The sequence below is a fragment of the Streptomyces sp. BK340 genome (genome assembly GCF_007827595.1).
In the GTDB taxonomy this organism is placed as follows: domain Bacteria; phylum Actinomycetota; class Actinomycetes; order Streptomycetales; family Streptomycetaceae; genus Streptomyces.
In genome coordinates, this window is the sequence record NZ_VISR01000042.1 from 24,325 (window position 1) to 43,720 (window position 19,396).

Annotated in this window: 15 protein-coding genes and 1 pseudogene; 11 read left to right on the forward strand and 5 right to left on the reverse strand. The window is 66.8% G+C overall.

The window, feature by feature from the left end; translation table 11 throughout:
• Positions 1–17 precede the first annotated feature (17 nt).
• The gene (tnpA, locus tag FB157_RS43790) at positions 18–434 is read right to left on the reverse strand and encodes an IS200/IS605 family transposase (RefSeq protein WP_145886907.1); all 417 of its coding nucleotides are present in this window, start codon (positions 432–434) and stop codon (positions 18–20) included.
• A 27-nt stretch (positions 435–461) separates the two neighbouring features.
• On the opposite strand from tnpA, the gene FB157_RS43795 reads away from it, so the two are divergent.
• The 8 genes from FB157_RS43795 (at position 462) to FB157_RS43830 (ending at position 10,893) form a co-directional block, all read left to right on the forward strand.
• Positions 462–1,706, forward strand: a complete 1,245-nt coding sequence (locus tag FB157_RS43795) for an RNA-guided endonuclease TnpB family protein (protein ID WP_145886909.1) — start codon at positions 462–464, stop codon at positions 1,704–1,706.
• Between the two features lie 290 nt (positions 1,707–1,996).
• On the forward strand, positions 1,997–3,043 hold the full coding sequence (locus FB157_RS43800) for a S8 family serine peptidase (RefSeq protein WP_186581949.1): 1,047 nt from the start codon (positions 1,997–1,999) through the stop codon (positions 3,041–3,043).
• 270 nt (positions 3,044–3,313) lie between these two features.
• A complete protein-coding gene (locus tag FB157_RS43805) occupies positions 3,314–3,910 on the forward strand; it encodes a hypothetical protein (protein ID WP_145886912.1) in 597 nt (198 codons plus the stop codon).
• Between the two features lie 612 nt (positions 3,911–4,522).
• Positions 4,523–6,886: a HAMP domain-containing protein gene (locus FB157_RS43810; RefSeq protein ID WP_261386946.1), complete on the forward strand. Its 2,364-nt coding sequence runs from the start codon at positions 4,523–4,525 to the stop codon at positions 6,884–6,886.
• Between the two features lie 14 nt (positions 6,887–6,900).
• On the forward strand, positions 6,901–8,205 hold the full coding sequence (gene pgsB / locus FB157_RS43815) for a poly-gamma-glutamate synthase PgsB (RefSeq protein ID WP_145886914.1): 1,305 nt from the start codon (positions 6,901–6,903) through the stop codon (positions 8,203–8,205).
• On the forward strand, positions 8,202–8,684 hold the full coding sequence (locus FB157_RS43820) for a poly-gamma-glutamate biosynthesis protein PgsC/CapC (protein WP_145886916.1): 483 nt from the start codon (positions 8,202–8,204) through the stop codon (positions 8,682–8,684). Before pgsB ends, FB157_RS43820 begins: the two co-directional genes overlap by 4 nt.
• Positions 8,685–8,772: 88 nt before the next feature.
• Positions 8,773–9,762, forward strand: a complete 990-nt coding sequence (locus FB157_RS43825) for a C40 family peptidase (protein WP_261386947.1) — start codon at positions 8,773–8,775, stop codon at positions 9,760–9,762.
• Positions 9,763–9,981: 219 nt separating this feature from the next.
• Positions 9,982–10,893, forward strand: coding sequence for a glutaminase (locus FB157_RS43830; protein WP_222441026.1), 912 nt, complete (start codon positions 9,982–9,984; stop codon positions 10,891–10,893).
• A gap of 745 nt (positions 10,894–11,638) precedes the next feature.
• Here FB157_RS43830 and FB157_RS47805 read toward each other — a convergent pair.
• The 3 genes and pseudogenes from FB157_RS47805 to FB157_RS43845 all read right to left on the reverse strand — a co-directional run.
• A pseudogene (locus FB157_RS47805) lies at positions 11,639–11,824 on the reverse strand (helix-turn-helix domain-containing protein); the annotation flags it as partial.
• 373 nt (positions 11,825–12,197) lie between these two features.
• On the reverse strand, positions 12,198–13,253 hold the full coding sequence (locus FB157_RS43840; protein WP_145886920.1) for a nitronate monooxygenase family protein: 1,056 nt from the start codon (positions 13,251–13,253) through the stop codon (positions 12,198–12,200).
• Between the two features lie 100 nt (positions 13,254–13,353).
• Positions 13,354–13,962: a UbiX family flavin prenyltransferase gene (locus tag FB157_RS43845; protein WP_222441028.1), complete on the reverse strand. Its 609-nt coding sequence runs from the start codon at positions 13,960–13,962 to the stop codon at positions 13,354–13,356.
• A gap of 559 nt (positions 13,963–14,521) precedes the next feature.
• Here FB157_RS43845 and FB157_RS43850 point away from each other — a divergent pair.
• Positions 14,522–15,262 carry an IclR family transcriptional regulator gene (locus FB157_RS43850; RefSeq protein ID WP_261386950.1) on the forward strand — a complete coding sequence of 247 codons (741 nt, stop codon included), beginning with the start codon at positions 14,522–14,524 and terminating at the stop codon, positions 15,260–15,262.
• Positions 15,263–15,303: 41 nt separating this feature from the next.
• On the opposite strand, the gene FB157_RS43855 is transcribed toward FB157_RS43850, so the two are convergent.
• Positions 15,304–16,554, reverse strand: coding sequence for a cytochrome P450 (locus tag FB157_RS43855; RefSeq protein WP_186581951.1), 1,251 nt, complete (start codon positions 16,552–16,554; stop codon positions 15,304–15,306).
• 294 nt (positions 16,555–16,848) lie between these two features.
• On the opposite strand from FB157_RS43855, the gene FB157_RS43860 reads away from it, so the two are divergent.
• Both FB157_RS43860 and FB157_RS43865 read left to right on the forward strand, forming a co-directional pair.
• Positions 16,849–17,916: a homoserine dehydrogenase gene (locus FB157_RS43860; RefSeq protein WP_145886928.1), complete on the forward strand. Its 1,068-nt coding sequence runs from the start codon at positions 16,849–16,851 to the stop codon at positions 17,914–17,916.
• 19 nt (positions 17,917–17,935) lie between these two features.
• Positions 17,936–19,309: an aldehyde dehydrogenase family protein gene (locus FB157_RS43865; protein ID WP_145886930.1), complete on the forward strand. Its 1,374-nt coding sequence runs from the start codon at positions 17,936–17,938 to the stop codon at positions 19,307–19,309.
• The last annotated feature ends 87 nt before the right edge of the window (positions 19,310–19,396 follow it).

Genomic DNA, 19,396 nt, shown 5'->3' on the forward strand with positions numbered 1-19,396 from the left:
CTGCTCTGACGTGCACCTTAGAGCGGACGTTGCTGCTGCTCGATGTACTGGCGGACGATCGCCAACGGCGCCCCGCCGCACGACGCGGAGAAGTAGGAGGGTGACCACAGGTGCTCGTGCATGATGGCGTGGTTGATCCGGCCGGTGAACTCCTGCCGTATCCGGCGGGCGGAGACGCCCTTGAGGCTGTTGACCAGCTTGGAGACGGCGACCTTCGGCGGGTAGTGCACCAGGAGGTGGACGTGATCGCGTTCGCCGCTGAACTCCTTCAGCTCCGCTTCGAAGTCCTCGCACACCTTGCGCATGATCTCTTCGCAGCGCGTCAGTATCTCGTCGTTGAAGACTCCACGCCGGTATTTCGTCACGAAGACCAAGTGCACGTGCATCGCCGAAACTACATGCCTACCAAGCCTGTAATCGTTTCTGCCATCCATGAGACCAATCGTACTAGGATCCGGGTCATGCAGCTCCGCTACAACTACCGGGCCTACCCGGACGCCTCCCAGCGCCGTGCGCTGGCCCAGGCGTTCGGATGCGCCCGCGTGGTGTGGAACGACTGCCTGCGCGACCGCAAGGGAGCGCACGCGGCGGGGCTGCCATACGTGAAGTCAGCGGATCTGTCTCGACTTCGCATCACACAGGCCAAGCGCACGGAGGAACGCGCCTGGCTCGCCGACGTGTCAGCGGTCGTCCTGCAACAATCCCTCCGGGACCTCGACACCGCCTACAAGAACTTCTTCGACAACCTCAGGAGCAAGCGGCCGGGTCGCAAGGTCGGGCCGCCCCGCTACAAGTCGAAGAAGGACACCCGGCAATCGATCCGCCTGAACACCAACGCCTTCTCCCTGAAGGACGACGGCACCGTGTACGTGGCCAAGGTCGGTACCCTCAAGGTCAAGTGGTCCCGTCGGCTTCCGGCCCCACCCACGTCCCTCACCGTCACCAAAGACAACTCCGGCCGGTACTTCCTCAGCTTCGTCGTGGACACCGAACCGGACATCCTCCCCGAGGCGGAGACCGACGCCGGTATCGACCTCGGCCTGTCCGCCTTCGCCGTCCTGTCCGACGGCCGGAAGATCGACAGCCCGCGCTTCCTGCGCCGGGCCGAGAAGAAGCTCAAGCGCCTTCAGCGGGAGCTGTCCCGCAAGGCCAAGGGATCGAAGAACCGGGCCAAAGCCCGCATCAAGGTCGCACGCCAGCACGCCAAAGTGGCGGACCGGCGCCGGGACTGGCAGCACAAGGCATCCACGCAGATCATTCGCGACAACCAAGCGGTGTACGTGGAAGACCTCGCGGTGTCAGGCCTCGGCCGCACCCGGCTCGCCAAGTCCGTGCACGACGCGGGATGGTCCGCATTCGTCGGCATGCTGCAGTACAAGGCGCTCAAGCACGGCCGCACCTTCGCCAAGGTGGACCGGGCCTTCCCCTCCTCTCAGGTCTGCTCGGCCTGCGGATTCAGGGACGGCCCCAAGCCCCTGCACGTCCGGCAGTGGACGTGCGGCGAGTGCCACACCGTGCACGACCGCGACCACAACGCAGCCCGCAACGTCCTCTTCGAAGGACGCCGAATCGTCGCCACCGGACGGGTGGAGACGCCAAACGCCTGTGGAGCGCCGGTAAGACGGGCACACGTGCCCGCACAGCGCGTTGAAGCAGGAAGCCCCCGGAAGGGTCAGACGACCCAGGCCGGAATCCCTGGACTTTAGGCCAGGGAGTACGTCAAAAGGAGCGATGTGTGAAGGTAGGGCATGAGGTGCCGGTCCCGCGGCGCGGTCCCGGTGGCTGGCGGACCTGCGTCGCCGTCCCCGTGTTCTCGCTCTTGCTGCTGCTGTGCGCCCCTCCGGTGACGGCTGCCGCGCTGGGTCACCGACCGGCGGAGGGGGGCCTGCCCACGTCTCCGGGGCCCGACCCGGCGGCTTCCCTGCCGGAGATCTCCCAGAGGCTGCCAGGAGCGGGCGAAGGCTGTACCAAGGGGGCGGCACGGAAGATCCGTGGCGTGCCTTGGCCGCAGCTCTACCTGCGGCCGGAACTGGCATGGAGACTGACCCAAGGGGCGGGCGTCACCGTCGCGGTGGTGGGAACCGGGGTGGACGCCCACGCACCGGCACTGAAGGGCCGGCTCTCCAACGGCCCAAGTGTGTTCGACCCCCACGGTGTCGGAAGGGACTGCGTCGGGCACGGCACATTCGTGGCAGGGCTGATCGCCGGCGCCCGGCAGCAGGGAGCGGGTTTCTCCGGCATGGCGCCCAAGGCCCGGATCCTCGCCGTGTCGGTCACCGATGTCACCGGCGACACCACGGCCAACCTGATCGCCAAGGGCCTGAACGCGGCCGTGGACTCCGGAGCACAGGTGATCGACGTCGCGGTCGCCGTCGACACCGGCAGCGAGGCGCTGCGGCAGGCGGTACGACGGGCCACCGACAACGGACTGCTGGTGGTCGCCCCCGCCACCATGGACACCCAGGCCTCGTCCGGCGCGGTCTACCCGGCGGCCTACCCCGGAGTTGTGTCAGTGGCAGCCATCGGTGCGGGCGGGCAGCCGCTGGGCAACGGGGCCCAGGGAGCGCCGGTGGATCTGGTGGCGCCCGGTGACACGGTGATGAGCGCAGGCCCGGGCGGCGGCTACTTCACCGGGACGGGAGCCAGCTTCGCCACCGCGTTCGTGGCCGGCACCGCCGCCCTCGTCCTCGACTACCGTCCCCGGCTGACGCTCGACCAACTGGTGCACCGGCTCAAGGCCACAGCCTATGCCCCGGGCACCGCGCTGCCACAGGCACAACTGGGCTACGGCTGCGTGGACCCGGTCGGCGCGGTGGCCTCCATACTCCCGGAAGAACGCAGCGCCTCCCCCTCGCCCCGGCCGGCCGCGGCTGGACCGCGACTGGCCATGCCCCCGCGCCCGGACCACTCCGCCGAGCGCCTGGCCGCCATGGTGGGGGGCTTCGCCGCGGGTGTTGTGGCGCTGGTGGCGCTGGCCGTGGCCGTGGTTCCACGCGGGCGGCTCCGTCACTGGCGGCCGGGGCGTTACCGGGCACCGAGCTGACAGCGACTCCGGAGCGAGCGCTCCCGGCACCGGGTCAGCACCTGCCCGCCGTCGGTCCACCGCAGCCCCACTGAGGTGGCCAGCGCCGTGCTCCTGCCCGTCACGGTCTACGCCGCCCGTTCGCAGGGCGCGGGAGGGCGCTCTTCCGTGCCTCGAACGCACCCGGTTTACCCCGGCATGGGCCCGGGTTGGTATGTCGTGAACCACGGAGCTCTTCGACACCGTTCCCGAATTAGCGCACAAGCAATGGGTGTTACACCAGGAGGACGAATGAAGCGGTGGTCCTACGCGGGCCTGTTCCTGGCTGCTTCCCTCGGGCCGGTACTCGGCCTGCTGGGGGGCTCCGACGCCTCGGCGTCGGAAGCAGCCGACGTGAATGTGACCTTCTACGGCGCGGCGGACAACGACCCGGGGGGCAGCACGCAGATCTCGAACCCGTCTGTCCACGACAAGGCGGGTGGGACGGGTACCTTCGACGACCCGATCACCTTCGCGGCTGGTGAGGGCAGCTACCAGCCGGGTACCAAGATCTACTATCCGGCCCTGAAGAAGTACTTCGTGATGGAGGACAGCTGCGCGGACTGCGGAGCCAACCACGTCGATCTGTACATGGGCTCGGCAAACGACGACGGCATCGTCCAGTGCGAGCAGGCGAGCACCAAGCCGGGCGAACAGTCGATCGTTGTCGACCCGGATCCCGACCTCCCCGTCGACAGCACGCCTCTCTACGACGGGTCATGTCACGCCGGCGGCTCCACTGGCGAGACCTCGGCGAAGTCGCCTGCGGCGGCCAAGTCGTTGACGGTCGGCGTCCCCACGACGAGCAATGGGGAGGCATCGAACAACACCCAGTTCGAGAAGCCCTGAGTGCGGATCCGCCAGTGGCCTTCATTGTCGGCCGGGATCACCTGAGGTCCGTCGTCCGGCATCTGATGTCATGTGGCCACCAGCGCTCCGGGCCCCCTCTGGCCCGTCATGACGATGGATGTCGCCGGGGCTCCGGGGACCGATGAACACAAGTGTCACCTCATGGTGGGTGGGGCAGCCGCCTCATCCACCATGAGTCGTATGGGGCCGACGAAGACTCAGGCGACGATCCGGGAGTCGTAGAGCACATGGCCGATGGTCTCGTGCGGGAGTCCGCGAGGCGAACAGCAGCAGAACACGGTGAGTGACGCCAACCCACTGGGCGAGGCAACAAGCCTACGGCCAGAGTCTCCACAAGGCCCGTGTCGGCACTGATCGAACCGTTGGGGCCGAGCCCGCCGTACAGAAGAGTGTGACAACTGACGGTCATGCTGCGCACCGCAGCGGTGTGGTGCGGGTGCACTGCGGCGTGCGCGGTTCCCCACCTCGTCCGCCGGACTCAAGGCCGCCCACCGGACACCCGTCGGGGTCGTCGAAGGTCTGTCTGCCTTGAGGTCACGAGGAACGAGCGGTGGAAAGTTCATCACCAGTCAGAGGGAGGGAGGGAAGGGTATGCCGAAGCACCGTGCCGAACCCGCCGAAACACGTTTCACCACGGTGGTCGGTATGACGAGACTGCTGAAGGGCCGTCTTCGTATCAACCGTTTCCGTGTCGGTGTGCCGCTGCTGGGCGCTGTCGGTTCGAGGCTGAGGAGCCGTCTTCGTATCGCCCGGTTCCGCAGCGATATGCCGCTGCTCGGCGGTGTCCGCCCGCCCATCGCCGCGTTGTTGTGCATGCTGCTCGCTGTCAGTGCTCTCACCGCGCTGACTCTGAGCGGGGTCGGCGACGGCGACGTGCCTCGGGCTGTGACCGACTCCCAGGAGCAGATCGCCGCCGACGGAGCCGCATGGCTCCGTGACGCAATCCGGGGAGACATGAGCGCCCTGGGGCGTTCCGCCGAGGCCCTGACCGCTGCCGGTACCAAGGATCCCGTGGCCGCGCTGAAGGGGCTCAGCGTCTCGGGCCGCGCTTGGCGGGGCAGCGCAGTCGTCGATGTCGAGAGCGGAAGGCAGCTCGCCGCGCGTGGGGAGCAGGTGCCGTTGCGCAAAGGCGAGTCCTTGCCGTCGGGCCCGAGAGTCGCACTGCGACTCGCCTCATCGGGCAGCGGAAAACCCCGCCTGCTCCTCTTCGTCCAGATGGAGGCTGCCAAGGGGCACGGATGGCTGCTGGTCACCTCTGCCGCGCTCAGCCTGCCGCCCGTCCACGGCTCCGGGCGGGTCGTGCAGTTGGTCAACCGCACGGGTACTCCGCTGGCCACGGCCGGATTCGCCTCGGCGGAGTTCGCCGCCGTCGACCGGAAACTGTCCGCCGCCGCTGAGCGCGCCGCCGCGGCCGACCGTGTCACAGCAGCGTCCGGGAGCCTGCTCGGTCCCGTCAGGGACGGCCGCCGTACGGCGGCCGGATGGGCGGCGGTCGCACCCGGGGCCGACGGCAGCGCCGCAGACGGCAGGCCTGACAGCATCAGTCCCTTGGGGCTGGTCGTCCTGACGTCGGTGCCCATCGTCCAGACCGCGAAGGCGACCGGGTACTTCCAGTTCGCCTTCGGCAACGCCGGCACACTGATCGACTTGGCTGTTTTGGTGACCCTTCTGCTCGTTCTCGGTCTCCAACGCCCCCTGCTGCGGCTGCACCTGACGGCTGCCCGGATCAGCGGCAGCGGGTCGTCCCAACGAGACCTGCGGCGGCCGGTACGGATACCGCTGTTGGGTGAGCCCGCACGGATCGGCCGGGCGCTGGAGTCACTGCGCCGCCAGTTGTTGCACGGGACGGCGCCGAAGCCGCTGCCCGTGCTCCGCAGGGCCGGAAGCAGGGCGCTGATCGCCTACTGCGCGGTGCTACTGGCGGCTTGGTCGGGTCCGCTGCTGGTCACGGTCAACCGGGCCGTTGCCGGCCGGGCCGTCCCGGCGCAGCTCATTGCCGACCAGCAGGCGCGGATTGACACCGAAGCGGACCGGATCCGCCGGTCGTTGAAGCAGGCTCAGACCGATCTGGCCTCTGTGGGCACCGCATTGAGGGGGCTGTCCGATGCCCGACTCCAGGGCGTTCTGGGTCAAAGCCTGGCCGCCAAGCGCGAGATCTTTCGCTCGCTGTACGTAGTGAACGGAGCGGGCAGAGTCGTGGTCCAGGTCGGAGAGACCCCCCTGGCCACCCTCGCCCACCCACCGTCCGGCCGACGGGTGTCCCTGGTCAATGCCTCGGGCCGGGTACCAGTCATCGCTGCCTATGCGTACATCGGGACGGCGACACACGGCGCAGGCCACGCCCCCACGACGCTTGTCGGAGAGATCGATCAGAGGGTCCTCGGCCGTCTCCTGACGCGCCCCGCGCTCGGACGGGTGTGGCTGGTCGATGAGCGGGAGCGGATCCTCGCGGCCAACACCGGCTTCCGTGCCTTTGAAACGCTCCCTCAGCGCGAGCTCGCCGCCCTCGCTGCCAAGGGAGGACGGATGGGTGCGCTGACCGATGGCACGGACCCGGCGGTCGTCGCGGGCGCACCACTCCCCAGTACCGGTGCCACCGCAGGACTGAAGTGGCAGCTCGTCAGTTCCGAAGACGCCGATGGGCTGGACCTGGCCGCTTATCAGGCGCAATGGCGCACCGTGCTCGCCGGGTTGCTCAGCCTCGCCGCGACCACCGTCGGTCTGGGATGGCTGTACTTCGTGGTGGTACGCCCGCTGCGCACACTCGCAGCCAACGCCGAGCGCCTCGTCGCCGGGGACCGGCGCACCGTCCTGTACCCGATCCACCACGACGAGATCGGTTCGGTCAGCCGAAGCCTGGAACTGATCCGGCAACAGCTCGCGGAGCAGGAGCGCGACAGGGCAAGAGGCGCTTCGGCGAACCCCGCCGAAGCCGCCGCTTCCTGGCCGGGCTGAAGGTTTGGTGAAACATGGTCTTCCTGTACTACGTCCTGCTGTTCTGCTGTGTCGGTCTGCTCGTCTCGGGCATGCTGGAGCAGCACCGGCACAACACGTCCCTTGAAAGCATCCCGGTGCGGGTGCTGGTCAACGGCATCCGCGGCAAGAGCTCCATCACCCGGCTGTGCGCCGGGGCGCTGCGCGGGGGCGGGCTGGTCACCGTCGCCAAGACCACCGGAACTGCGGCCCGCTTCATTCACCCGGACGCCACCGAGGAACCGGTGTACCGCAAGTTCGGCATAGCCAACGTCGTGGAGCAGATCGGCATCGTCCGACGGGCGGCAACCTACCGGCCGGACGCCCTGGTGATCGAATGCATGGCGGTCATGCCGGCCTTGCAGGAGATCAACCAGGAGAAGCTGATCCGTTCCACCATCGGTGTGCTGTGCAATGTCCGCGAGGATCATCTGGCCGAGATGGGGCCGACGCTGGACGACGTGGCCCGCTCACTGTCGCGATCCATGCCCGTGGGCGGTGTCTGCATCACCGCGGAACAGGATCGGCTGCACATCCTGCGCGAGGAGGCGGCCAGTCGGGACTGCCTGCTGATCGCCGTGGATCCCGAATCGGTGACCGACGAGGAGCTGCGCGGCTTCTCCTGGTTCACCTTCAAGGAGAACGTGGCCATCGCGCTTGCGGTCGCCGGACTGCTCGGTGTGGACCGGCAAACGGCGCTGCAGGGCATGTGGGACGCGCCGCCCGACCCAGGGGTGCTCTCCGTGGAGCGGTACCGCACGCCGGACGGGAAGCGGCTGCGCTTCGCCAATGTCTTCGCGGCCAACGACCCCGAGTCCACGCTGATGAACGTGCGCCAGTTGGAAGAGCGCGACGCGATCCGGAGACCCCTGCATGTCGTGATCAACTGTCGCCCGGACCGAGTGGAGCGAAACGGCCAGATGGGTGCCATCGTGCCCGATCTGGATCCGGAAACCGTCTTCCTGATCGGCCACCCCACCAAGAGCGCCCGTGACGGCATCCCCGCACAGTGGTCCGGCCGGGTGGTGGACCTGGGCGGCGACAGCCGCGACCCGGCGGAGCTGACCCGGGACCTGATTGCGGAGCTGGGCCCGGACTCCTCGCTCGTCGCCGTCGGCAACATCCACGGGCAGGGCGAACTGCTGTTGGAGCAACTCGCCCAGCTGATCGGCGACGACAGCCGTGCAGAACAGACCTCGTCCCCGAGTGCCCTTGGTCCGCGCGAGCCGTCCGGGCCACGCCACACCGTGCCGGACCAGACGCTGTACCCGAACGAGCCGCTGATGAGGAACCCCTCGTGATCTCCGCAACCCTCACGCCGCAGATGGCCGCCCTGGGCATATCCCTCGGGCTGGCCTTCTCACTGATCTGCTACCTGACCACCAACCTCTCACCCGGCGGCATGATCAGTCCCGGCTGGCTGGCGCTGACCATTGCCACCGACGTGGAACGCGCCCTCCTGATGATCGCCATCACGGTCCTGACCCTGGGCATCACCAAACTGATGCAGCGAGTCGTGATTCTCTACGGCAAACGACAGTTCGCCGCCGTCGTACTGACCGCCGTGCTGTTGCAGGCGACCCTGATGCTGATCCTGCAGCACGAGTTCCCGATGCTGTACACCACCCAGACGCTGGGATTCATCGTCCCCGGACTCATCGCCTACCAGCTGGTCCGGCAGCCCGTTGCAGCGACTGTCATCTCCACCACGGCCGTGACCCTGGCCACCTATGTCGTTGTGGCCACCGGGCTCCTGCTCGGCGCACTGCCGACAGCGTGACCGCCTCCCACCTGATGTCTGCCAAGGCTTTGACATGCACAACACGACACCCCGCAGCGGCGCGCCGAGCCGCCGCAACGTCCTCGGGATGGTGGCCGGGGCCGGCCTGCTGGCCGCCCTCGCCGGGGAACTGACCATCGCACTATCGGGTGAGGATCCTCCCTCCGACATCCCGGGGACCGGCGCCGGTGCCTTCCGTTACGAGCGGACGTCGTCGCCGGATCGTACGCTCGTGCTCGCTGACGACGGCAGTGTGCTGGCCACACTCACGGACGGAGCGAGAACCGCCGTTTTCACCGGTCCCTTCCGTAACTTCACCGAACCGAGCGCCACCAGAGCCGTAGTGCGCTCCAACAGCTGGGTACGCCTGATGCCGACCGCGTGGGCCCGTGGGCAGGAGACGTCTGCCTGGTTTCGCACCTGGTTCCCTCGGACCCTTGCGAACCGCGGTCCGGACGTCCTCGGCGTCGCCATGGAATACCTCACCGGTGCACCGGACCGGTTCAACTCAGACGGTGTGCGCTACGCGGGCCGTGCCCGCTATGGGCCGATGGTGTCCCAGTCCTCGGGGCATGGCCTCTCGACCAGGGACGAGCGTTCCGACTTCTACGACTACCTCGGTGTTCCATGGACATTTCCGGACGGTACTCGTAAGTCCCCGGAGAAGGGCCGCTACGGAGACGTCGACTGTTCAGGGTTCATGCGTCTGTTGTGGGGCTATCGGATGGGTCTGGCCATGCACGACTCCGACGCACCGGGGATCGGACTGCCCCGCCGGGCCTACGCCATAGCCGCCTACGGGCCCGGCGTCGTGATCATCCCCGACACACACGAGCGCCCCAAGGCGCTCGACTCGCTCCAGCCGGGCGACCTCGTGTTCTTCGCGACCCGCAATTTCGAACCGAACCTGCTGAACCACTGCGGCATGTACATCGGGCCGGACAATGAAGGCCACCCGCGTTTCTTGTCCAGTCGCCAACAGGCCAATGGCCCTACCTTCGGTGACCTCGGCGGTACCGCCTGGCTGGACGGCGACGGGTTCTATGCCCGTGGATTCCGTGCAGCCCGGCGGCTGTGAGCGTGTGCCTACTCGTGTGGCCGCCGGGCTCAGCCTCGTACACAGCCATCGGCCGGTAACCCGCCAGAGGCGGAAGGCCACCAATTACTACGTGGCCGGACGGTCGAACAGTTCAGTGGAAAGCGAAGCGAAGGAAAATGAAGAGAAAATCTTAACAAATGCATCCGCTGGCACCCCGACGCCCTCCCTGTTCGCCGGTCTCCTGTGCATAATCACCGCGTGAACTACCAGGACCTTCTGTACACCGCCATGCGTGACGCTCGCCCAGCCATAGGCCAGGGGCGCGTCGCTGATTACATTCCCGCTCTTGCGGCCGCCGATCCGCAGGCATTCGGTATGGCATTGGCCACAGTGAGCGGGGAGGTGTACGGGGTCGGCGACTGGGAGCGTCCGTTCTCGATACAGAGCATCTCTAAAGTCTTCTCCCTTGCGCTCGTTCTCGCGCACGGTGGGGACTACCTGTGGAAGAGGGTCGGGCGCGAACCCTCGGGGAATCCCTTCAATTCGCTCATCCAGCTCGAGGCCGAGGGCGGCATCCCCCGCAATCCCTTCATAAACGCCGGAGCCCTGGTCGTCACCGACCGGCTGCAGACCCTGACCGGTGATGCCGGCATCACCGTACGGGACTTCCTCCGGCGCGAGGCCGGCAGTCCGGCGCTGGACACGGATCGGAATGTGGCTTTCTCCGAGGCGGTGAACGGCCACCGCAACGCGGCGCTGGCCCACTTCATGGCCTCCTGCGACAACCTGGAGAACCCGGTGGACACGGTGCTCGCGCAGTACTACGCGCAGTGTGCGCTGTCGGCGAGCTGCCGGGATCTCGCCCTCGCGGGCCTCTTTCTGGCGCGGCACGGTGTCCTCGCGGACGGCTCACGCCTGCTTTCCGGCAGCGAGGCGAAGAAGGTCAACGCCACGCTCCTGACGTGTGGCACCTACGATGCCGCCGGGGAGTTCGCCTATCGCGTCGGTCTGCCGGGCAAGAGTGGCGTCGGCGGCGGGATCCTGGCCATCGTCCCGGGCCGGGCGGCACTGTGCGCCTGGAGTCCGGGCCTGGACAGCGCCGGCAATTCCATGGCTGCCGTGGCCGCTCTAGACGCCTTCACCACGCACAGCGGGTTGTCCGTCTTCTGAGCGGCCCCACCGGCTCGCGGCCATCGCATTCGCCTCTCGATAGGCGCTGTGGCCCGTGAACCGATCCGGTGGCCCCATACGTGTTTCTATTTGAACGCCGTCGTGCCGGGGTTCACGGCCTCCCCGACTCCCCATCCCGTCGATCGGGGAGGCCCTCTTCTGTGTTTTGGGTAACTTGGGTGGGGCGTTTGCGGGGTGCCGCTCCTCTCGCGAATTCTTCTCCTTCTGAACGGTGAACCGGGAATGGTGCTCCATCCGTTCTAGTTGATGCAGGTTCCACCACAGGGCCGGTTCCGGAGTGTACCGGCCACAATTCGATGCTCCCGTGGCTCACTCACTGGTCCCGCAGTGGCCGAGTTACGGGCTGCCGAGAGCATGCGTCGGCTGACTACCCGTCAAGACTGCTCCCCCCCTAGTTGACGGGCTTCGCTCGCGCATTCTCGCGGCGGGCCCCGGTCCATCCATCCCCCAACGACGGACCGGGGCCGGTTCATGTTCCTCCGTATCCGATTACTTGACCCTTCGTAGGTGTACCGGCTTGCGATCCAAAAGAAGATCGCGGCGGGTACGGCTGCCCGGCTGGGCCAGGAAAGGTGGCCGAGCCGGGCAGCGTTTCGGGGGCGGCGAACCAGGACCGGTGAGCGCGTTGACTCAGCGCCGGCCGGTCCGGCCGACGGGCGGATGGACATCGAACTCCCATGCCGGAGTAGCGAACTCGTGCCCGGTGTACTGCCCGGCCTCACCGGTTGTCACAACACCGGCTTTGCCGCATTCGGCTGCGGCGCCGCTCGGCATGCCACCGCGCGCTGGACGCCCGATGGCCGAGGCGGTAGGTGTGCGTTGACGCGTTCCGGCGCAGCTCTCGCGAGATCGTCGACGGTGACCGGCCCGACCGATGCACGATCTCACGGACCCCCACATCCTGTGCGCGCCGAACCACCGTGCCCCGATCGCCGGGACACCCCGCCACGGCCGCCGCTACAGGGCGGAACGTGCGTGCGCCAAGGGGCCGCAGCCTCGGCCGTCAGTTCGGTCCGCTGGTGGTCGGCGGCGGGCCGGTCGGCGGTGCGGCGGGAGGTGATGCCGATGACAGCGGCCAGGTGGAGCCGGCCCTCTTCGGTCGGCGGGTAGGTGACGTCGCCACACCAGCGAGCGTCACGGGCGCGCGGGTCGGCTGAAAGTCCCGTACGACCGGGGCGGGTCAAGCGGCGGCGGGTGGTTCAGGGGTGGTGTTGCGCCTTGCTGCCTGACCACTCACGCACCGCGGTCTCGGTGAGTCCAACCCGGTTGCACGCGCTGGAGGCTCAGGCTCCTTCTTCGTGGGTGTCGCCCTCGGCTGCCCCGGAAGCCGTCGCATCCGCGGGTTCGGGTCTCGGCTGCGACGGCTGACGCGGCGTCAGCCGTGCGAGGATCTCCTCGGCCTCGAACATCGCCTTTCTCAGCACGTCGTCGGCGGATTCCACGCTGTGGATCAGCCCCGCGTTCTGGCCGCCGGGGACGTTCGCCAGATCGAAGTCACCTTCCTCGAGGGCCTGCTCGTACTGCTGGCGGACTATGCCAAGGCGGTCGTAAAGCGCCTCTTCGGCGCCGTGCCATCGGTCGGTGAAGGAGTTGCGCAGCACTCGGTTGGTGTACGGGGCCGGCCAGGCATGCCCACTGACGACGTCGTCGACGCTGGTACGCACGGTGTCGTCGCCCGTGGCTTCCACCAGGCGTGACCAGGCCGCCTCGGATACCAGCGCTTGCCGGGTCGCCCAGAACCGAGTGCCCATCATCACTCCGTCGGCACCCAGCGCAAGTGCGGCAGCGATGCCCCGGCCGTCGGCGATACCGCCGGCCGCGACGACCGGTGTGCCCGGGGCTCGATCCGATACGAGATCCACGACGGACGGGACCAGCGTGAAGGTGGCTTGGTTGTCGATGCCATGGCCCCCCGCCTCCGTACCCTGCGCGATGATCACATCCGCGCCGAGGTCCAGCGCTCGCTCGGCCTCAGCGAGGGTGTGGAGCTGCATCATCAGAAGTGCGCCGGAGCGCTTCACCGCTTCGGGGAAGGGACCAGAATCGCCGAAAGAGAGCAGTACGGCGGGTGGACGCAACTCGTCCAGCGCGCGATACAGGCAGCTGGGGTCCTTCTTCAGCATCCAATTGATGAAGCCGCAGCCGACCTTGGTGCCTTCGGTCGCGGCGTATTCGCCGGCCAGCCAGTTGTAGTCGGCGTAGCCACCCGAGATCATGCCGAGGCCGCCGGCCTCGCTGACGGTGCGTGCCAGCAACCCGCCGGCGGCTAGGCCCATGGGGGCAAGTATCACGGGGTGCTCTATGCCGAGTTTGGCGGTGAGCACGGTCTGAATGGACATGTGCTTCCGTTCGTTTCGATTCCCAGCCCGCGATCGACAGGGACTCGCCGGTCGGACCGGGTACTGAAAGGCATGTGCCTCTCGCGGAGTCCGGGTGCTGTCACACCGACGGGGTCGGGGAAGAGGCACTCTTCTCGCGGCGGGTCCTGGTGGGACTGGCGTGCAGCCTTCGGGTCTCGCCCCACCGGGGTGTGAGGTCGTTGTCCACGGAGAGCTGGTCCAGCACTCGGGCCACGATGTGCCGTACCACGTCGTCGACGCTCTCGGGCAGGTTGTAGAAGGCAGGCATGGGCGGCAGCATCTGTGCGCCCATCTCCGTCAGTGTCAGCATGTTGCGCAGATGAGTGGAGTTCAGGGGAGTCTCCCTGGGGACCACAACCAGGCGACGACGTTCCTTGAGCATTACGTCTGCCGCCCGGGCGATGAGGTTGTCGGCGATTCCGTGCGCAATGGACGCCAGTGTGTTCATGCTGCAGGGGACAATCACCATGCCGTCGACGTGGTACGACCCGCTGGAAAACGGAGCAGCCTGGTTGTCATTCCGGTATTCGGCGGTAGCGAGCTTCCGTACCTCGTCCACCTGATAGTCGGTTTCGATCCGAATCGTCTTCTCGGCCCAGGAACTCATGACCAGCAGTGTGTCGATCTCCCGGTCACGCAGTGCTTCCAGCAGCCGGATGCCGATGATGGCCCCGGTCGCACCGGTCATCGCCACGACGAACCGGGGTCGCTGCTCACGGTTGGTGCAATCGCATGCGCATTGATTGTGGCGGGCAGATGAAATTGATCCCGTGTTCATGAGTGATGCAATCCCCCTTAGGGCGCGGGTGATCGTATTGTGACCGGAACGGTGTTGCGATCATGCGTGGCAGCGAAGGCCAACGGAAGTCGTCGCATTCACGCGCCGGTGGCGATCTCCGGCCGCCCGTGCGTAGGATCCGGCCAGGTGGAGCCCGAGGCACAGGTAAGCAGCACTTCCAGCCAGTGCGCAACACATTGGCTGAATATTTCATCTGGTTTGTAGGCGTTGAACCGGACGGTGCCCGCCGTCCGTTGTAGTGGGTGCAGGTCTTGTCGATTCTCGGTTCACTCAGGGAGTTCCCCGGTGATCGGACTTTGGGAGCGGAGAGCCTGCGCCGGGTCGCGATCAGTCGTGCGCGGTTATCGATTTTCCATCTGAATTTCTCAGGCTACGCAGCGTTCCCGACGGAGTTTCCATGACCACAGACAATTCCGTTTCAAGGGGGCGGGTAGCAGCTCCGGGGACCATGGCTCTGGACCGGGCTCTGGGCCTCCTGGACATACTGATGACAGAGGCTCGCCCGCTGCGATTGACAGAGTTGGCCCAGCGGACCGGAATGGCTAAGTCCACCATCCATCGCATGCTCCGGGTACTGGTCGCCCACCACCTGGTGCATCGTGTGGGGATGGAGTATGAGCCCGGGGAGCGAATGGGGGCTCAGGTGCCCGGACTGCTGCGGAAGACGGCGGCGCCGTACCTCTTCGACCTCTACGAGAAGTACCGGTCGACCGTCTGCGTGGGCATCCTGCGCGGAGCGGATGTCGTCTATGTGGAACGCATCCACGGACAGAGATCGGTGAGGACGCCTTCATGGGTGACCGACCGCGCGCCCGCGCACTGCACCGCGGCAGGCAAGGCTCTCCTCGCCCATGAAGCGGACGCCTTGCTGCGAGTCCTTCCGGCTGGCCAGGCACTCGAGGCCAGGACCGCTAGGACCATGACCACACCTGCTGTGCTGTGTCAGGACCTGGCAAGGATTCGCGCTGAAGGCTTCGCGCTCAGCCGAGGAGAATACGTCGCCGGAGTGGCTTGTGCCGCGGCTCCGATCGTCGGACCTACGGGTCAGCCCGTCGCAGCGATCGCCATCGGCGATTCGGTATCCCGGCTGGACCCGCAGCGAGCCGGGGCAGACGCGCGACGCGCGGCCTTCGCCGTGTCCCTGGCACTTCGCGGCGGATCCGTGGGAACGCGGCCCGACACCTCCTGAGCCTGATGGCTTCGGCGGCTCTGACACCACATCGGCCAGCCTCACCCACCGACTGGCACGGCATGGGCCGGCGCAGTGTGCCCTGTTCCGCGAGGGCCTGGGGTGTCGAACTGGAAATGAGCTTCGAGCAGAGTGCCGAACATCGCGCCATAGCGATGCTTGAGGGGCTTGTCGGCATGCAGCCTGAGATTGGGGAGACGCTCCAGTACGACCCGGACGGCCGTCAGTACTTCGATGCTGAACAATTGAGCGCCCAAGCAGTGGTGAGAACCACGACCAAAGGAAAGATGACGGCTCGGTGTCCGGGTGACATCAAAACGCTCCGGCTCGGGGAAATGACCCGGATCCATATTCGCCGTGGAGATACAGGCATGCACCAAGTCACCGCTGGAAATCAACACACCCCCCAGCGCGATATCCCGTCGGGCCCGCACACGCATCACGGGAATACCCGGATACAGGCGCAGGGATTCATTTACCGCACCCCAGGCTACTTCCGGTTCGTGACGCGCCTGCTGCAGCAGCTGGTGAGCGGCGAGATTCACCAGTGTGTAGCCGACATTCGCACCCGTAAGTCCTGAGGTGACCACGGTCCACACCGATCCGATGAGATCCCAGTCGCTGAGAGGTGCCCCCTCTATCTGGTATCCCTCCTGTTGGGCGGCGATGAGATAGTCGAGCAAGCCGCCTTCGGGCTTTCGGCGACGACGCTCGATGAGGTCCTCGAAGTACGACCACATCTCCGGGATCGCCGGAGAGCGCCCCTCGTTGATGGCTGCCTGCTGCGCCCTACGCCAGGTGATCAGGCGTGGAACATCGGCGAAATCCAATCCGACCATGGCGCTCATCAGCCGGCCGCCCAGGCGGTTGGAGATCTGGTTGACAACATCCACTTCGCCGGTGCCGGGCAGGAGAATGTCGTCCACCAGGTCGTTCACGATGTCCTCGATTATGCTGGACATGGAGTTGACGCGCCGAGCCTGGAAGTAGCGCTGGGACAGTCGCCTGAGTGCGGCATGGCGCTGACCGTCGGCGTTCCACATGCCTGCGAAAACGGGGTCGATACGCCGGTCCCAGACCTCCCAGGAGAAATCGGCTGTCCGCAGCAGTACGGATTCGACGTTGGCGTAGGAGCAGACGATCCACGCCTGGCTCGTGTCATCGAAATGAACCGGCGTGGACGCGGTCCACGGCAACTCCGGACGTTGGAGCACGTCGGGTCCCTGCCTTTCCGTCGCAGAAGACGTTGCTGGGCGGTTGGCCTGCGTCCGGAGGGTGGCGGAGGTCTTCACCGCTCCTTGACGTCCATGGCGCAGAAACGCCGGGGCCGCCACCGTGGGCTGGTCCGCCCGTTCGGTGGCCTCGTCGTCGGCGCCAGCGTAGGCGGGTGTGGCCAGGGCGCCTACCTCTCGTTCCAGCGACTGGAACACACTCCCCAGGGGCCGGCATCCGGTCGGCGGGCGAACCGCTCGGCGACTGGTCGCATCGACCATGATGTCGGGCGGTTTGACAGCGGACGGATGACAACCACACGGGCGACTCTTGGCAGGTCCTACTTCGGGACCTGTCGAAGGGCGGAAGCATCCATGACCGTTTACAACCTGGCACTCATCGGATTCGGCGGCGTCAATCGGGCGCTCGCAGAAATCGTCGCGGAGCGGAACGAAAGACTCCGCGAGGAGCTCGGTTTCGGACTGCGCGTGGTCGCTGTTACCGACCTCCGGCTGGGTTCCATCGTCTGCGCCGACGGGGTCGACCTGGATGCCATTCTGGCGCTCGGCCCCGGAGACGGGGATTTCTCGCAGTACGAGGGGGGGAGCCCGGAGCCGCGCAACGAGTGGGTCATCAAGAACGCGCCGGCGGATGTCGTCGTGGAGGCGACGTTCACGAATCCGCTGGACGGGGAACCCGCGGTCTCTCACTGCCGTTGGGCCCTGACGTCGGGCAGGCACGTGGTCACCACGAACAAGGGGCCGGTGGCACTCGCGGCCGAAGAGCTCAAGGCCCTGGCGGCCGGAAGTGGCGCGGCGTTCGAGTTCGAGGGCGCGGTCATGAGCGGGACACCGGTCATTCGGCTGGTCAAGCGCATGTTCGGCGGGCTGGAACTGAGCGGCTTCGAGGGCATTCTCAATGGGACCTCGAATTATGTTCTGGGGCGTATGGAAAGCGGGCTCGACTTCGACGCCGCGGTGCGGGAGGCCCAGGAGCTCGGCTTCGCGGAAGCCGACCCGACCGCTGATGTGGAAGGACATGACGTGCGGCTGAAGGTCGCCATTCTGGCCAATGAACTCCTGGGCGCATGCCTCTCGCCGGCCGATGTTCCCTGCACGGGGATCTCTGCCCTGACCGCCGAGGACATCGACAAGGCCGCCGCGGAAGGTACCCGGTGGAAGCTGATCGGCTCAGCACGACGGGAACCCGACGGCAGCGTGTCCGCGCAGGTGGCACCCCACGCTGTGCCGCTGAGCCACCATCTCGCCGGAGTCTCCGGAGCCGTCAACGCCGTGGCATTCGACACCGACCTGCTCGGAGTGGTGACGATCTCGGGGCCTGGTGCGGGACGCCTCGAGACGGCGTACGCGCTTCTCTCCGACATCATCGCCATTCACGAGGCGAAGACCACGCCCACCACCCGTTCCGTCCTGTCCAGCTGATTGCGGAAGTGCTGCTGAAATGATCACCCAGGTATTCAACCCGTTCAACCAGGACCTGGTCGGTACGGTTCCCGACATGGACACCCGCGGCGTGGAGGCGCTCCTGGAGCGCGCCCGCACCGGTGCCAAGGCCGGCCGGGCTATGCCCCGGCACCAGCGGGCCGCGATTCTGGAGTCCGCAGCCGGCCTCGTCGGCGAACGCGCCGAGGAGTTCGCAAGGCTGATCGTCGAGGAAGCCGGAAAGACGATCCGGCAGGCACGGAAGGAGGTCTCCCGCTGTGTGAACACGCTGAAGCTGTCTGCCCACGAAGCCATACGCAACGCGGGTGAGGTGATCCCCTTCGACGCATTCCCCGGCTCGGAGAACCGGCAAGGATGGTTCACCCGCGAGCCACTCGGGATCATCGCGGCCATCACTCCCTACAACGATCCGCTGAACCTGGTGGCGCACAAACTCGGGCCAGCAGTGGCCGCAGGCAATGCCGTCATACTCAAACCCTCCGACCTGGCCCCCCTCTCGGCCATAGAGCTCGTCGACACGCTCATCGAGGCCGGGCTCCCCGCCGAAGTGATCACTGTGGCGACGGGCGGGGCGGAACTGGGCGAAGCCATCGTCAGCGCACCCGATGTACGGATGGTGTCCTTCACGGGCGGATTCGTCACCGGGGAAAGCATCGCGAGGACAGCGGGTCTGAAGAAGCTCGCCATGGATCTGGGCGGGAATGCGCCCGTCATCGTCATGGCCGACAGCGATATCGAGGACGCCATCGAGAGCTGCGTCTCAGGAGCCTTCTGGGCAGCCGGTCAGAACTGCGTGGGGACCCAGCGGATTCTGGTGGAAAGCGCCGTAATGGATCGGTTCCGTGAGGGCTTCATCAAAGCCACCCTCCTTCTCGCCGTCGGTGACCCGCTTGACGAGGCCACCGATGTCGGGCCGATGATCACCGAGGATCACGCAGAGCGCGCCCATGCGATGGTCGAAGCAGCCTGCGCCGCGGGTGCTGACCTCCTGTGCGGGAATGTACGCGTGGGATCCCTGTACCACCCGACGGTCCTGGAGAACGTCCCCGAAACCAGCGCCCTCTGGTCCGACGAGGCGTTCGCGCCCGTTGTCGTCCTCCAGGAGTTCTCCGATCTGGAGGAGGCGGTCTCCATGGCCAACCACACCGAATACAGCCTGCATGCCGGGGTCTTCACGTCGAATCTCGACCTTGCGCTGGCGGTGTCCGAGCGGATCGACGCCTCTGGCGTCATGGTGAACGACTCCTCCGACTACCGCTTCGACGGAATGCCCTTCGGTGGCTTCAAGTACGGCAGCATGGGACGTGAGGGAGTTCGGTTCGCCTACGAGGAGATGACACAGCCCAAGGTGCTGTGCATCAGGCGGCAGTAGCCATCAGTTGCTGCTTGAGCCCTCTCTCTGAGGGCCGGCACAGGTCAGCAGGCGCCCCCAAACGCTGAAGGAGCCGTCTTCGGCAAC

Bases quoted from the DNA above. Each gene is read 5' to 3' on its own strand.
- tnpA (WP_145886907.1), bottom strand. From the start codon at position 434: ATGGATGGCAGAAACGATTACAGGCTTGGTAGGCATGTAGTTTCGGCG.
- FB157_RS43795 (WP_145886909.1), top strand. From the start codon at position 462: ATGCAGCTCCGCTACAACTACCGGGCCTACCCGGACGCCTCCCAGCGC.
- FB157_RS43805 (WP_145886912.1), top strand. From the start codon at position 3,314: ATGAAGCGGTGGTCCTACGCGGGCCTGTTCCTGGCTGCTTCCCTCGGG.
- FB157_RS43810 (WP_261386946.1), top strand. From the start codon at position 4,523: ATGCCGAAGCACCGTGCCGAACCCGCCGAAACACGTTTCACCACGGTG.
- pgsB (WP_145886914.1), top strand. From the start codon at position 6,901: ATGGTCTTCCTGTACTACGTCCTGCTGTTCTGCTGTGTCGGTCTGCTC.
- FB157_RS43825 (WP_261386947.1), top strand. From the start codon at position 8,773: ATGGTGGCCGGGGCCGGCCTGCTGGCCGCCCTCGCCGGGGAACTGACC.
- FB157_RS43840 (WP_145886920.1), bottom strand. From the start codon at position 13,253: ATGTCCATTCAGACCGTGCTCACCGCCAAACTCGGCATAGAGCACCCC.
- FB157_RS43845 (WP_222441028.1), bottom strand. From the start codon at position 13,962: ATGACCGGTGCGACCGGGGCCATCATCGGCATCCGGCTGCTGGAAGCA.
- FB157_RS43850 (WP_261386950.1), top strand. From the start codon at position 14,522: ATGGCTCTGGACCGGGCTCTGGGCCTCCTGGACATACTGATGACAGAG.
- FB157_RS43860 (WP_145886928.1), top strand. From the start codon at position 16,849: ATGACCGTTTACAACCTGGCACTCATCGGATTCGGCGGCGTCAATCGG.
- FB157_RS43865 (WP_145886930.1), top strand. From the start codon at position 17,936: ATGATCACCCAGGTATTCAACCCGTTCAACCAGGACCTGGTCGGTACG.